Origin of the sequence: Rhodopseudomonas telluris (assembly GCF_042432815.1) — a bacterium.
In the GTDB taxonomy this organism is placed as follows: Bacteria; Pseudomonadota; Alphaproteobacteria; order Rhizobiales; family Xanthobacteraceae; genus Rhodopseudomonas; species Rhodopseudomonas telluris.
The window spans coordinates 982,078-994,922 of the sequence record NZ_JBHLWM010000001.1 but is presented as its reverse complement, the minus strand read 5'-3'; the positions used below and the strand labels follow the sequence as shown (position 1 = coordinate 994,922).

Here is a 12,845-nt window from a genome sequence, read left to right as displayed (position 1 = left end):
CCTCAGACATGCGCGTCCTCGCCGAGATACACCGCCTTGACCTGCGGATCGCGCGCGACCTGGTCGGGCGGACCTTCAGTGAGCAGCCCCCCGGAGACCAGCACCGAGATGCGGTCGGCGAAGGAGAACACCAGGTCCATGTCGTGCTCGATCAGCAGTACGGTGACGTCGCGCGGCAGGTTGGCGACCGCGGCCAGAATGTCGTGACGCTCGCTTTCCGGTACGCCCGCGGCGGGCTCGTCGAGCAGCAGCACCCGCGGCTTGGTGGCGATCGCGACCGCAATCTCCAGCAACCGCTGCTTGCCGTAAGGCAGCCGGCCGGTCGGCTCGTTCATCACGTCGAGCAGATGGAAGCGCGTGAGATTTTCAGCGATCTCGTCGTTGATGTCGGCGCGCGTGCCCATCCGCCGCCACCAGTCGCCGCCGTGGCCGGAGCGCTCCGAGACCGCGAGACCGATGGTCTCCAGCGGCGTCAGATCGGCATAAAGCTGGTTGATCTGAAAGGTCCGCGACAGGCCGCGCAGCACGCGCTTGTGCACCGGCATCGCGGTGATGTCCTGCCCTTCGAGCAGGATACGGCCGCCATTCGGCTTGAGGACGCCGGTGAGCTGGTTGATCACCGTCGTCTTGCCGGCGCCGTTCGGCCCGATCAGCGCGTGGCGCGCGCCGGGCGCGATATTGAGCGACAAATCGCGGGTGACGTGGAGGCCACCGAAATGCTTGTCGAGGCCGATGGTCTGCAGCGCGTAGCTCATGCGGCGCCTCCGCCGGCCGGCTTCGAGCCGCGCAGCAGCTTCGTCAGCCGGCGCGGCACATACAGCACCCAGCGCTCCAGCCTCTCGCGGCCGATCAGCACGATCGTCACCAGCACCAGGCCGATCCAGAACAGCCAGTATTGCGGCGTGATGGTCGAGAAGATTTCCTGCAGGATCTTGAAGATCACCGCGCCGATCAGCCCGCCATAGAGATAACCAGTGCCGCCGAGCACCAGCACCAGCACCAGATCGGCCGAGCGTTCGAACGAGAACACGTCGAGCGAGGCGAGCTGCGTGGTCTGGGTGAATAGCGCGCCGGCGATGCCGGCGTAGAAAGCGCCGAGCGTATAGACCGCGACCAGCCGGCGGTTGACCGGAATGCCGACCGCCGCGGCGCGCAGCGGATTGTTGCGGATCGCGCGCAACGACAGGCCGAACGGCGAATGCACGATGCGCCGCGCCAGCAGGAACATCACGAACAGCACCGCGACGCTGTACCAGAACCCGACCTTGCCGAAGATGTCGAACTCGAACACGCCGAGGATCGGCTGCATCACGATGCCCTGCAGGCCGTCGGTGCCGCCGGTGATATCGGAAAAGCGTTCGGCGAGTGCTTCCATCAGCAGCGCGATGCCGAGCGTCACCATCAGCCGGGTGAGATCGACGCCGCGGATCACCAGGAAGCTAGTGGCGAAGCCGAGCACGGCGGCAGCGAGCCCGGCGACCAGCAGCGCCAGCACCGGCTCGGGCACGATCCCGTGCAGCGCCATCAGGCCGGCCGCATAGGCGCCGACGCCGAAGAAGGCGGCGTGGCCGAGCGAGACGATGCCGGCGTAGCCGAGGATCAGGTCGAGCGACAGCGCGAACAGGCCGATCCGCACGATGTCGGTCATGATCAGATAGCGCGACGGGAACAGGAAGCCGACGGCGATCAGCGCCAGCCAGAACACGAATTCGGCAGCGCGCCAGCGGCCGCTGCGGCGGGCGTGAAAACCGACATTGTCAGCAGGGGCGCTCATGCGGTTACCGGGCGGCGGTGCGGCCGAACAGGCCGTTGGGGCGCCAGATCAGGATCACGATCATGATGGTGTAGATCATGAACGGACCCATTTTCGGCAGATAGTATTTGCCGGCGACGTCACCGATGCCGAGCAGCAGCGAGGCGAGGAAGGGACCGGTGATCGACGACGAGCCGCCGACCGTCACAACGATCAGGAAGTAGATCATGAACTTCAGCGGGAAATACGGATCGAGCCCCAGGATCTCCGCGCTGAGCGCGCCGCCGAAGCCGGCGAGCCCGCAGCCGAACGCAAAGGTCAGCGCGAACACCTGCGGCACGTTGATGCCGAGGCCGGAGGCGACGCGCGGATCATCGACTGCGGCGCGCAGCCGGCTGCCGAACCGCGTCTTCGCCAGCGTCAATTGCAGCGCGACGGTGAGCAGGCCGCAGATCACGATGATCATCAGCCGGTAGCGGCCGATGCCGACGCCGAACAGGTCGATCTGCCCCTGCAGCACCTCCGGCAGCGTGATGAACACGCGCGACGAGCCCATGACGAAATCGACCGCCGCGACCGACATGAAGACGAGGCCGACGCTGAACAGCACCTGATCGAGATGCGAGCGATCGTAGAGGTGGCGATACAGCAGCCGCTCGAACAGCGCGCCGATCAGCGCGCTGGCGAGGAAGGCGATCGGCAGCGCCGCGAAGAACGGCCAGCCCATCTTGTTGACCAGCACGGCGCAGACATAGCCGCCGGCCATCGCAAAAGCGCCGTGGGCGAGGTTGACGAAATTCATCAGCCCCAGCGTCACCGCCAGCCCACACGCCAGCACGAACAGCAACATGCCGTAAGCGACGCCGTCGAACAGGATGGTGAGGAAGGTCATGCGAGACTATTCACTTCGCTGTCGTCATTCCGGAATGCGCCCCGTGTTCGGGGTGCATCGGAAGGAGAGGAGAAGCCCTCATGCTGAGGAGGCCCGCAGGGCCGTCTCGAAGCACGAGGGCTTCGGGCGTGAGGCCCATCCTTCGAGACGCCCGGCTTTGCCGAACGAGCAAAGCCCGACTCCTCAGGATGAGGTCTCGCTTGTGGCTCAGTTACTTCTTCGTCTTGCCGGGGTCCTTCACCGCGTCGAACTTGGCGAATTCGATGTTGTAGAGTTCGCCGTCGACCTTCTCGACCTTGCGGATGTAGATGTCCTGGACGATGTCGCGGGTTTCCGGATCGATCGAGATCGGGCCGCGCGGGCTTTCCCACTTCATGCCCTTCATCGCGGCGACCAGCGAGTCGCCGTCGGTCTTGCCGCCGGTCTTCTTCAGCGCCTCGTAGATCAGGTGGATGCCGTCATAGCCGCCGACCGCCATGAAGCCGGGGCGCTGGCCGAATTCCTTCTTGTAGTCCGCGACGAACTCCTTGTTCATCGCCGACGGATGCGCGGCCGAGTACATATGCGCCGTCACCACGCCGAGCGCGGCGTCGCCCATGCTGTTCAGAAGGTCGTCGTCCATCACGTCGCCGGGGCCGATCACCTTGATGCCGCTCTTGTCGAGGCCACGCTCAGCGAACTGCTTCATGAAGTTGCCGCCCTGCCCGGCCGGCACGAACACGAACATCGCATCCGGCTTGGCGTCCTTCATGCGCTGCAGGAACGGCGCGAAGTCCGGATTGGCGAGCGGCACCTTGATCTCTTCGACGATCTGGCCGCCGCCGGCGGTGAAATTCTCCTTGAACGAGGCCAGCGCGTCGTTGCCGGGCGCGTAGTCCGAGGTCAGCGTCGCGACTTTCTTGATGCCGTTCTTGGCGGCCCAGTCGCCGATGATGCTGGAGGACTGCGGCAGCGTGAACGAGGTGCGGACGATATAGGGCGAGCGCTCGGTGATGATCGAGGTGCCGGCCGCCATCACGATCTCCGGCACCTTGGCCTGGGTCGCGAGCGGCGCGGCGGCGAGCGCCGCCGGGGTGATGCCAAAACCGGCGATCACGTTGACCTTCTCGTTAACGATGAGTTCTTGCGCCAGCCGCTTGGTATTGTCCGGGATCGCGGCGTCGTCCTTGAGGATGACTTCGATCTTCTTGCCGGCGACGGTGGCGCCGTGCTTCTTCATGTACAGCTTGATCGCGTTGTCGATCTGCTTGCCGGTCGACGCCTGGCCGCCGGTCATCGGCACGATCAGGCCGATCTTGAAGACGTCCTCGGCCTGCGCGGCGATCGGTGTGGCTGCCGCGACGGCAATGCAGGCGGCCTGAAGCAGTGTTCGTCTGCCAATCAACATGAGTGTTTCCTCTTGTCCCGGTTGGTCCGGGGTTTTTACCCCGTTGCCATTCTAGCCGAGGCGCCGCCGCAGAGTCTTGCGGCGTTCGTCGGCTTTGCATGGTGCTTGCGCACGATCTCGGCGCCCTGGTCGCGCCTCACCACGTGAAGGCTCGCGGCTTCGATCGGCGGATTGGCCACATCATTGCCATGGAAACCGGGATGATGGTGCGATATCAGGTATGCCTTATAAGGATAGCAGAAAGAACGCGCCGCGCAGTTGCGGCGGCCGCTATCCGGACCTTCCCATCCCGCCCGCCGGCGCCTCGGCCGACTAACCAGGACATCAAGATACCAATGCGAGCGAGTTCGTTGCGTCTATCGGTCGCGGCCCTTGTCGGACTCGTGCTGAGCGGCCTTGGCGGCTGCGGCACCATCAATGAGAAACTGACCGAGGGGATGGCCGACCACGTCCCGCAATGGGCCGGCGGCCTGCCGCCCAACGCCCCGCCGCGTCAGGGAACGGCCAAATACGAGGCCTACATGAAAGAGCAGGAGCGGCGGCGCAACATGCCGGCCGCCGAGCGCGAGAAGCTCGAAGGCAAGGCAGGCACGGATACCGGACAGGCCGCGGCGACGCCGCCGGCTCGCTGAGCGGCCGCGGCTACCGCGGCCTCGAACGGAGCGAAATGGCACGGCGCGAGTTGACGAAGGACCTCGCGCCAACCGGCCCGAGGGACGACTTCGGAGATGCTCATGCGCTGGTTGCTCGGCAGCCTCGTCACCCTGATCCTTCTGCTGGCAATCTATCTGGGTTCGGCGCTGTGGTCCCTCGCCGCACTGGCGAACGCCGTCCGGACCGGCAACGGCGCGGAGGTGATCGAACGCACCGATGTGACGTCGCTGAAGCAATCGATCGCCGATCAGGTGGTGGCTGCCTATCTGGCCCGCATCGGCGAGAGCCGCCAGGTCGGTTCGACCGAGCGGATGCTGATCCGCGCGGCCGGCGGCGGCGTCGCCGAGGCGATGATCGCCAAACTGCTGACCGCCGAGCGTCTGACCGAAATCCTGAAAACCGGGAAGATTGAGGGCGTTCAAGAACTGCCGCCGATCAGCGGGCTGCCGCGGCTGGCTGATCTCGACACCGGGAATGCGCTGGCGATGCTGCAGCGGCTCCGCTTCATCCAGCCGACGGAGTTCGGCATCAGGCTGACCGACGCGACCGCCGACCGCTTCGGCGAGGCGCGGCTGCACTTCGCCGGCACCGGATGGAAGTTGTCCGGCCTCACCCTGCCGGCGGACGTCATCAACAACCTGGCGGCCTCACTGCCGGCAAAGTAGCTCCGCCGTGCAGCAGGAACCCTGATGAGCCCTGCGACCTGACAGCGCCATCCTGCGGCGCGAGTGCGGCCAGCCTCAATAAGCCCCTGAGAGCCTGACCCGAAACGCAGCCTTTGAAATCAGGCATTTCCGCTTCCACCCGTCATGCCCGGCCTGTGCCGGGCATCCACGTCTCGCTGCGGGAAAGGCGTGGATGGCCGGGGCAAGCCCGGTCATGACGGAATTTGTAAGCATATCAAGCGATCTACAAAGTCGCCGAGAATTCAGTTCGAATTTTGAGTCGGACTCTGAGAATGCTTGCGGCTTTACGAAGCTCAGCCGGACGTCCGTTTAGTTGAACACCACCGTCTTGCGGCCGTTGAGGATGACGCGGTCGTCGAGGTGATAGTGCATGGCGCGGGCCAGTACGCGGCGCTCGATGTCGCGCCCCTTGCGTACCAGGTCGGCCGGCGTGTCGCGATGGCTGATGCGCTCGACGTCCTGATCGATGATCGGACCTTCGTCCAGCGCGCTGGTGACGTAATGCGCCGTCGCACCGATCAGTTTGACGCCGCGGTCGAATGCCTGGTGATAGGGCTTGGCGCCCTTGAACCCGGGCAGGAACGAATGGTGGATGTTGATGCAGCGGCCGGCGAGGCGCTGCGCCATGTCGTCCGACAGGATCTGCATGTAGCGCGCCAGCACCACGAGATCGGTCTTGGTCTGCGCCACCAGCGCGGTGATGGCGGCCTCCTGCTGACGCCGCGTCTCTTTGGTCACCGGCATGTGATAGAACGGGATCTCGCCGAAATCGAAGCCGCTGAACGTTTCGCGCGGATGATTGGATACGATCGCGGTCGGAATCATCGGCAACTCGCCGATCCGCCAGCGATACAGGATATCGGCCAGACAGTGATCCGACTGCGACACCAGCAGCATGACCCGGCGCCGGCTTTCGCGATCACGCATGTGCCAGCCCATCGTGAATCTGACCGCGACGGCTCCAAACCCGGTCCGCAGATCCGCCAGCGGCACCACCCTGCCGGCCGCATTGAACACCACGCGCATGAAGAAGTGGCCGCTCTCGGTGTCGTTATATTGCTGGGCATCGAGAATGTTCTGGCCATTCTCGAACAGGAAGGTCGTGACCGCCGCGACAATGCCGGCGCGATCGGGACAGGACAGGGTCAGCACATATTGACGATGGGGCATGGCGATCTTGGTATCAGCGCGGATGCGCCGGAACTGCGGGTGGGTCTGCTCTAGCACCGCCTCCGCCCTTGCGCCAATCCCGATCAAAGGCGCAAGATGATCAAACCAAAGGCGATCGGCGGGAGACTGAATGGCTGGACGGCTCGACGGGTATCGCATCCTGATCCTGGAAACCCGGGAGGAAGCGCAGTTTTCCCGGCTGCTGGCCGAGCAAGGCGCAGACGTTCTGCAGTGTCCCATGGTGGCGATTGTTGATGCCCCCGACCCGGCGCCGGTCGCGGCATGGATCGACCGGCTGATCGCGCGGCCTTTCGACGACCTGGTGCTGACCACCGGCGAAGGCCTGCGTCGCCTGCTCAAGCTGGCGCGCAGCCTCGGTCGTGACGCCGAATTCATTGCTGCGATCGGCCGCACGCGTCGTTTCGCGCGTGGCCCGAAGCCCGGCCGGGCGCTGCGCGAGATCGGGCTCGATGCCGACGTCACCACCGAAACACCGACATCCGAGGGCATCATGGCGACGCTGGCGCGCTACGATCTGGGCGGCCGCGTCGTCGGATTGCAGCTCTACCCGGACAAGGATCATGCGGCGCTGGTCGGCGCGATCGAGGCGCAGGGCGCAACCGTCGATACCGTCCTGCCCTATGCGTATGACCCGCGCGCCGCTGAAGAGAATGTCATCAACGCCATCGACGAAATGGCCGGAGGCCGCGTCGATGCGATCGCGCTGACCAGTTCGAACCAGTTCCGACGGTTGCTGGATGTGTCGCAGGCACGTGGATGTGAAGACCGCTTGCGTCAAGCTCTCCTGACAACGCCGATCGCCTCGGTCGGGCCGGTGGTATCCGACGAACTCAGACAGCACGGATTTACGCCCGCCATCACGCCGCCGGAAGGCGCGTTCTTCATGAAGCCGCTGATCAGCGCGATGAGCACGGCGCTAAGTGGCCGCGCGCCACGAACGGCGGCCTCGGCCTGAAATGCTATCGACTTCCCGCCACCAGCTCATCGCCATGCCAGCGGCGTCCATCATTCGGACGCGGCTCGGCGGGCCGCGAAAAGTAAGGATGTTTTCGGAAGAACATCAAGCGCCGGGTTGAAACCGCTCGGTGATTTGCGCTAACACGCCAATAATACAAAAAAGCCCCTCGGGGATTTAGGGAGAGGAACCAGATGAAGCGATTTCTCGCAGCCGTTGCGATCGCAGCGCCGATGTTCACGTCGGCGGCAATCGCCCAGGAGACCGTGAAGATCGGATACATCGATCCGCTCTCCGGCGGCGGTGCCAGCGTCGGTGAAGGCGGTCTGAAGACCTTCCAGTATCTTGCCGACGAGCTCAACGCCAAGGGCGGCATTCTCGGCAAGAAGGTCGAGATCGTCCCGCTCGACAACAAGACCAATCCGCAGGAAAGCCTGATCCAGGCGCAGAAGGCGATCGACTCCGGGGTTCGCTACGTCACCCAGGGCAACGGCTCCTCGGTCGCCGGCGCGCTGTCGGACTTCCTGACCAAGTACAACGAGCGCAACCCCGGCAAGGAAGTGCTGTACTTCAATTACGCGGCGGTCGACCCGATCCTGACCAACGACAAATGCAGCTTCTGGCACTTCCGCTGGGACGCGAACTCCGACATCAAGATGGAGGCGCTGACCAACTACATGAAGGACGTGCCGGCCATCAAGAAGGTTTACCTGATCAATCAGGACTACTCCTTCGGTCAGTCCGTGCGGACCCAGGCCCGCGCGATGCTGGCCAAGAAGCGTCCGGACATCCAGATCGTCGGTGACGAACTCCACCCGCTGCTGAAGATCAGCGACTTCGCGCCCTATATCGCCAAGATCAAGGCTTCCGGCGCCGATACCGTGGTGACCGGCAACTGGGGCCAGGACATCGCGCTGCTGCTGAAGGCCGCGGCCGACGCCGGCCTCAAGGTGAGCTGGTACACCTACTACGCCGGCGGCGCCGGCGGTCCGACCGCGATCAAGCAGGCCGGGCTCGACCATCAGGTGTTCCAGATCACCGAAGGCTTCGCCAACGTCGCTCACAAGCCGTCGCAGGAGTTCGAAAAGGCGTTCCGCGCCAAGGTCGATCTGAGCCTGTGGTATCCGCGTGCAGTCAACGAGATGCGGATGTTCGCGGCCGCGGCCGAAAAGGCCAAGTCGCTGGATCCGGTGAAGGTCGCCTACGCCCTCGAAGACATGAAGTTCGAAGTGCTCGACGGCGGCGAAGGCATCATGCGCAAGGACGATCATCAGTTCTTCCAGCCGATCTACATCTCCTCGTTCGGCGACATTCCCGCCGGCCAGTTCGACGAGGAAAAGACCGGCTGGGGCTGGAAGCAGGTCGCCAAGGTCGACACCGCCCAGACCATGCTGCCGACCACCTGCAAGATGGACCGGCCGTAAGCTTCCACCAACGTCATGCCCGGGCTCGTCCCGCCTGCGGGGCCGTAGCCCCTTCGGCGCGGCGAAGGCCCGGGCATCCACGTTTGACGACGTGGCGACTCAAGAACGCGGATGGCCGGGACACGCCCGGCCATGACGGCCCCACTGTAGTCAGGCGGTCTGGAATAAAATGCTCGAACTGATCGTCATCTCCACCCTCAACGGCGTTCTGTACGGAATGCTGCTGTTCTTGATGGCGAGCGGGCTCACCGTCATCTTCAGCATGCTCGGCGTGCTGAACTTCGCCCACGCCAGCTTCTACATGCTGGGCGCCTTTTTCGGATTTCAGATCAGCCGATGGTTCGGCTTCTGGCCGGCGCTCCTGATCGCGCCGCTGCTCGCAGGCGCCATCGGTGCCGCGGTCGAACGCTTCGGTCTGCGCCGCGTTCACAAGAACGGGCACGTTGCCGAGTTGCTGTTCACCTTCGGCCTTGCTTTCGCGATCGAGGAAATCGTCGGCATCATCTGGGGCAAGGTCCCGGTCGACTACCGCGTGCCGACCCTGCTGGACTTCCCGGCCTTCACGATCTTCTCCACCAACTATCCCGCCTACAAGATGTTCATGCTGGCGGTGTCGATCGTGATCTTCATCGGGCTGCTGCTGGCGCTGAAGAAGACCCGGGTCGGCCTGATCGTGCAGGCCGCGCTGACCCATCCGCACATGGTGGCGCATCTCGGTCATAACGTCGAACGCATCTTCATGCTGGTGTTCGGTGTCGGCACCGCGCTCGCCGCTGTCGCCGGCGTGATCGCCGGCCCTTCGCTGGTGACGCAGTCGAACATGGCGGCGCTGCTCGGGCCCATTCTGTTCGTTGTCGTGGTGGTCGGCGGGCTCGGCTCGCTGCCCGGCGCCTTCATCGCCTCGCTGCTGATCGGGCTGGTGCAGACCTTCGCCGTGTCGATCAACGGCTCGCTCGCCTCGGTGTTCGGACCGCTTGGTCCCGACCTGGCGCAATCCTGGCTCAGCGACATCTGGAACGTGACGATCGCGCAGATCGCTCCGATCATTCCGTATCTGCTGCTTGTGCTGATCCTGATCTTCCGGCCGATGGGGCTGTTGGGAACTCGCGAAACATGACCGACCTCGCTGCTCGCGTGGCGCCGCCACGGCCGGGTGTCTCCGACCGGCTGAAGTTCTACGGAATCTGGATTGGCACCGCCCTGATCCTGCTGCTGCTGCCGAAGGTGTTTTCCTCCGGCGGCTCGCTGACGACCTTCAGCCTGGTAGGCATCTCGATCATCTTCGCGCTGTCCTACAACATCCTGCTCGGCCAGACCGGCATGCTGTCGTTCGGCCACGCGGTTTATTACGGGCTGGGCGGCTTTCTCGCGATCCACACCATCAACTTCCTCGGCTTCAACAAGTGGGCGATCCCGCTGCCGCTGGTGCCGCTGATCGGCGGCCTTGCCGGACTGTTCTTCGCCGCCTTGATCGGCTGGGTGATGACGCAGCGCTCCGGCACGGCGTTCGCGATGATCTCGCTCGGCCTCGCCGAGCTGGTCGCCTCCTCGGCCCTGATCCTGCGCACCTTCTTCGGTGGCGAGGCCGGCATCTCGGCCAACCGCGCCAAGCTGTTCAAGGTGTTCGGGCTGTCGTTCGGCCCGCAGATCCAGATCTACTACATGATCGCGGCCTGGACGCTGATCGCCATGATCGCGATGTATGCGCTGACCCGGACGCCGCTCGGCCGGATGTGCAACGCCGTCCGCGACAATCCGGAACGCGTGCAGTTCGTCGGCTACGATCCGCACGTCGTGCGCTACCTCGCCTTCTGCTTCTCCGGCTTCTTCGCCGGCATCGCCGGCGCGCTGGCGGCGATCAATTTCGAGATCGCCAATTCGGCCTATCTCGGCGCGGTGCAGTCGGGCACCGTGTTGTTCGCCGCCTATATCGGCGGCATCGGCTTCTTCATCGGCCCGATCGTCGGGGCGATCTTTGTCACCGTGCTGTCGCTGGTGCTGAGCGACCTGACCCAGGTCTGGCAGCTGTATTTCGGCCTGTTCTTCATCGCCGTCGTGGTGTTCGCGCCGGGCGGCATCACCGGCCTGCTGATGATGCACCGGCCGCTGATCAAGGCAGGCCTGCTGAGCCGGATGCTGCCGAGCTATCTGCTGGCCGCGCTGCCGACCCTGGCACTGTGCACCGGCCTCATGCTGATGATCGAGACCATCGTGCACTACACCGTCAACCCGCACGAGGATCCGAACCGGGTCGCGTTCGGCGTCCCGTTCAACGCCGCCAGCCCGCTGACCTGGGCCGCATCGGCCGCGCTGATCATCGTCGGGTTCATCCTCGCGAAGATGGCGTGGAAGCGCGTCGCCGAACGCTGGGACACCACGCTGACCGAAGCCCGCGCCAAGGTTCACGCCGCATGACCGCCGCCATCGAACTCACCAACGTCGAAAAAAGCTTCGGCATCACCAAGGTGATCCAGAACGTGACGCTGTCGGTCGCGCAGGGCGAGCGCCACGCGCTGATCGGCCCGAACGGCGCCGGCAAGTCCACCACGTTCAACCTGATCAGTGGCTACATGAAGCCGACGTCGGGCAGCATCCTGCTGCGCGGCGAGGAAATCTCCGGGCTGCGGCCCTTCCAGATCAACCGCCGTGGCCTTTCGCGCTCGTTCCAGGTCACCAACGTGTTCGCCAACATGACGGTGTGGGAGAATCTGCGCTGCGCCGTGCTGTGGGCGACCGGGCACCGCTACGCATTCTGGAAGAACGTCGACAACCTGCCGGAGGTTCGCGAGCGCACCGCACAGATCCTGGAAGACATCCACCTCACCTCGCGCCGCGACATTCCGGCCGGCCTCCTGACCTACGCCGAGCAGCGCGCGCTGGAGATCGGCATCACCATCGCGGGCGGCGCCAACGTGATCCTGCTCGACGAGCCGACCGCCGGCATGAGCAACGCCGAGACCGAGCGCGCGGTGTCGCTGATCCGGCGGCTCACCGAAGGCCGCACGCTGCTGATCGTGGAGCACGACATGAGCGTGGTGTTCGGCCTCGCCGACCGCATCTCGGTGCTGGTCTATGGCCAGGTGATCGCCTCCGGCACGCCGGAGGAGATCCGCGGCAATCCCAAGGTCAAGGAAGCCTATCTCGGCGAGGAGGCGGCCTGATGCTCGAGATCAAGGACCTGCACGCGTATTACGGCAAGAGCCACATCCTGCAGGGCGTCGACATGCAGATCGGCGCCGGCGAAGTGGTCAGCCTGCTCGGCCGCAACGGCGTCGGCCGCTCCACCACCGTCAAGGCGGTGATGGGCGAAGTGCCGCCGCACGGCACGATCCTGTTCAAGGGCAAGAATATCGCCGGGCTGCCGAGCTACAAGATCGCGCATCTCGGCCTCGGCTACGTGCCGGAGCATCGCGACATCTTCCCGGGCCTGACGGTTCGTCAGAACCTGATGCTCGGCGTCAAGAACCCGCGCAATCCCGGCAAATGGCGGCTGGACGACATGCTCGACATGTTCTCCAACCTCAAGGCCCGCGCCGACACGCCGGCCGGCGTGCTGTCCGGCGGCGAAAAGCAGATGCTGACGATCTGCCGAACGCTGATGGGCGATCCCGAACTGGTGATGATCGACGAGCCGACCGAAGGCCTGGCGCCGCTGATCGTCCAGCAGGTCGGCGACCTGATCGCCGAAATCGCCCGCCGCGGCGTCGCCATCCTGCTGGTCGAGCAGAAACTGTCGATCGCGATGCGCATCTCGCACCGGCTCTATGTGATGGGCCACGGCAAGATCGTGTTCGAAGGCACCCCGGACGACCTCAAGGGCAACGCGGCTGTGCGAAAGGAATGGCTGGAGGTGTGAGCCGCCGGTCGCGGCTGCCGGTCTGCACGCTTGGGAGATTGTGCTTG

At 64.7% G+C, this 12,845-nt stretch carries 13 protein-coding genes; 8 read left to right on the top strand and 5 right to left on the bottom strand.

Going from position 1 to position 12,845, the window contains the following annotated elements:
• Positions 1 to 2: 2 nt before the first annotated feature.
• The 4 genes from ACFFJ6_RS04590 to ACFFJ6_RS04575 all read right to left on the bottom strand — a co-directional run bounded on the left by ACFFJ6_RS04590 (position 3) and on the right by ACFFJ6_RS04575 (position 4,032).
• A complete protein-coding gene (locus ACFFJ6_RS04590) occupies positions 3 to 755 on the bottom strand; it encodes an ABC transporter ATP-binding protein (RefSeq protein WP_378384825.1) in 753 nt (250 codons plus the stop codon).
• The gene (locus tag ACFFJ6_RS04585) at positions 752 to 1,774 is read right to left on the bottom strand and encodes a branched-chain amino acid ABC transporter permease (RefSeq protein ID WP_378384823.1); all 1,023 of its coding nucleotides are present in this window, start codon (positions 1,772 to 1,774) and stop codon (positions 752 to 754) included. The genes ACFFJ6_RS04590 and ACFFJ6_RS04585 overlap by 4 nt, the downstream gene beginning before the upstream one ends.
• 4 nt (positions 1,775 to 1,778) lie before the next feature.
• Positions 1,779 to 2,645 carry a branched-chain amino acid ABC transporter permease gene (locus tag ACFFJ6_RS04580; protein WP_378384821.1) on the bottom strand — a complete coding sequence of 289 codons (867 nt, stop codon included), beginning with the start codon at positions 2,643 to 2,645 and terminating at the stop codon, positions 1,779 to 1,781.
• 211 nt (positions 2,646 to 2,856) lie between these two features.
• Positions 2,857 to 4,032 carry an ABC transporter substrate-binding protein gene (locus tag ACFFJ6_RS04575; protein WP_378384819.1) on the bottom strand — a complete coding sequence of 392 codons (1,176 nt, stop codon included), beginning with the start codon at positions 4,030 to 4,032 and terminating at the stop codon, positions 2,857 to 2,859.
• A gap of 98 nt (positions 4,033 to 4,130) precedes the next feature.
• Here ACFFJ6_RS04575 and ACFFJ6_RS04570 point away from each other — a divergent pair, with 98 nt between their 5' ends.
• Together ACFFJ6_RS04570 and ACFFJ6_RS04565 are read left to right on the top strand one after the other, a co-directional pair.
• On the top strand, positions 4,131 to 4,664 hold the full coding sequence (locus ACFFJ6_RS04570; protein ID WP_378384817.1) for a hypothetical protein: 534 nt from the start codon (positions 4,131 to 4,133) through the stop codon (positions 4,662 to 4,664).
• A 102-nt stretch (positions 4,665 to 4,766) separates the two neighbouring features.
• On the top strand, positions 4,767 to 5,351 hold the full coding sequence (locus ACFFJ6_RS04565) for a DUF2939 domain-containing protein (protein ID WP_378384815.1): 585 nt from the start codon (positions 4,767 to 4,769) through the stop codon (positions 5,349 to 5,351).
• A 330-nt stretch (positions 5,352 to 5,681) separates the two neighbouring features.
• Here ACFFJ6_RS04565 and purU read toward each other — a convergent pair whose 3' ends face one another.
• Positions 5,682 to 6,542 carry a formyltetrahydrofolate deformylase gene (gene purU, locus ACFFJ6_RS04560; protein WP_378384813.1) on the bottom strand — a complete coding sequence of 287 codons (861 nt, stop codon included), beginning with the start codon at positions 6,540 to 6,542 and terminating at the stop codon, positions 5,682 to 5,684.
• A 130-nt stretch (positions 6,543 to 6,672) separates the two neighbouring features.
• On the opposite strand from purU, the gene ACFFJ6_RS04555 reads away from it, so the two are divergent.
• The 6 genes from ACFFJ6_RS04555 (at position 6,673) to ACFFJ6_RS04530 (ending at position 12,798) form a co-directional block, all read left to right on the top strand.
• Complete coding sequence (locus ACFFJ6_RS04555; protein ID WP_378384811.1) at positions 6,673 to 7,518, top strand: uroporphyrinogen-III synthase; 846 nt, start codon at positions 6,673 to 6,675, stop codon at positions 7,516 to 7,518.
• A 194-nt stretch (positions 7,519 to 7,712) separates the two neighbouring features.
• On the top strand, positions 7,713 to 8,942 hold the full coding sequence (locus ACFFJ6_RS04550) for a branched-chain amino acid ABC transporter substrate-binding protein (RefSeq protein WP_378384809.1): 1,230 nt from the start codon (positions 7,713 to 7,715) through the stop codon (positions 8,940 to 8,942).
• Between the two features lie 169 nt (positions 8,943 to 9,111).
• Positions 9,112 to 10,059 (top strand): branched-chain amino acid ABC transporter permease, encoded by a 948-nt coding sequence (locus ACFFJ6_RS04545; RefSeq protein ID WP_378384808.1) that lies wholly within the window; start codon positions 9,112 to 9,114, stop codon positions 10,057 to 10,059.
• Positions 10,056 to 11,357 carry a branched-chain amino acid ABC transporter permease gene (locus ACFFJ6_RS04540; protein ID WP_378384806.1) on the top strand — a complete coding sequence of 434 codons (1,302 nt, stop codon included), beginning with the start codon at positions 10,056 to 10,058 and terminating at the stop codon, positions 11,355 to 11,357. The genes ACFFJ6_RS04545 and ACFFJ6_RS04540 overlap by 4 nt, the downstream gene beginning before the upstream one ends.
• On the top strand, positions 11,354 to 12,103 hold the full coding sequence (locus ACFFJ6_RS04535; RefSeq protein ID WP_378384804.1) for an ABC transporter ATP-binding protein: 750 nt from the start codon (positions 11,354 to 11,356) through the stop codon (positions 12,101 to 12,103). The genes ACFFJ6_RS04540 and ACFFJ6_RS04535 overlap by 4 nt, the downstream gene beginning before the upstream one ends.
• Positions 12,103 to 12,798, top strand: coding sequence for an ABC transporter ATP-binding protein (locus ACFFJ6_RS04530; protein ID WP_378384802.1), 696 nt, complete (start codon positions 12,103 to 12,105; stop codon positions 12,796 to 12,798). The genes ACFFJ6_RS04535 and ACFFJ6_RS04530 overlap by 1 nt, the downstream gene beginning before the upstream one ends.
• The last annotated feature ends 47 nt before the right edge of the window (positions 12,799 to 12,845 follow it).

Coding starts and splice junctions, on each gene's coding strand:
- ACFFJ6_RS04590 (WP_378384825.1), bottom strand. CDS start 755: ATGAGCTACGCGCTGCAGACCATCGGCCTCGACAAGCATTTCGGTGGC.
- ACFFJ6_RS04585 (WP_378384823.1), bottom strand. CDS start 1,774: ATGAGCGCCCCTGCTGACAATGTCGGTTTTCACGCCCGCCGCAGCGGC.
- ACFFJ6_RS04580 (WP_378384821.1), bottom strand. CDS start 2,645: ATGACCTTCCTCACCATCCTGTTCGACGGCGTCGCTTACGGCATGTTG.
- ACFFJ6_RS04575 (WP_378384819.1), bottom strand. CDS start 4,032: ATGTTGATTGGCAGACGAACACTGCTTCAGGCCGCCTGCATTGCCGTC.
- ACFFJ6_RS04570 (WP_378384817.1), top strand. CDS start 4,131: ATGGTGCTTGCGCACGATCTCGGCGCCCTGGTCGCGCCTCACCACGTG.
- ACFFJ6_RS04565 (WP_378384815.1), top strand. CDS start 4,767: ATGCGCTGGTTGCTCGGCAGCCTCGTCACCCTGATCCTTCTGCTGGCA.
- purU (WP_378384813.1), bottom strand. CDS start 6,542: ATGCCCCATCGTCAATATGTGCTGACCCTGTCCTGTCCCGATCGCGCC.
- ACFFJ6_RS04555 (WP_378384811.1), top strand. CDS start 6,673: ATGGCTGGACGGCTCGACGGGTATCGCATCCTGATCCTGGAAACCCGG.
- ACFFJ6_RS04550 (WP_378384809.1), top strand. CDS start 7,713: ATGAAGCGATTTCTCGCAGCCGTTGCGATCGCAGCGCCGATGTTCACG.
- ACFFJ6_RS04545 (WP_378384808.1), top strand. CDS start 9,112: ATGCTCGAACTGATCGTCATCTCCACCCTCAACGGCGTTCTGTACGGA.
- ACFFJ6_RS04540 (WP_378384806.1), top strand. CDS start 10,056: ATGACCGACCTCGCTGCTCGCGTGGCGCCGCCACGGCCGGGTGTCTCC.
- ACFFJ6_RS04535 (WP_378384804.1), top strand. CDS start 11,354: ATGACCGCCGCCATCGAACTCACCAACGTCGAAAAAAGCTTCGGCATC.
- ACFFJ6_RS04530 (WP_378384802.1), top strand. CDS start 12,103: ATGCTCGAGATCAAGGACCTGCACGCGTATTACGGCAAGAGCCACATC.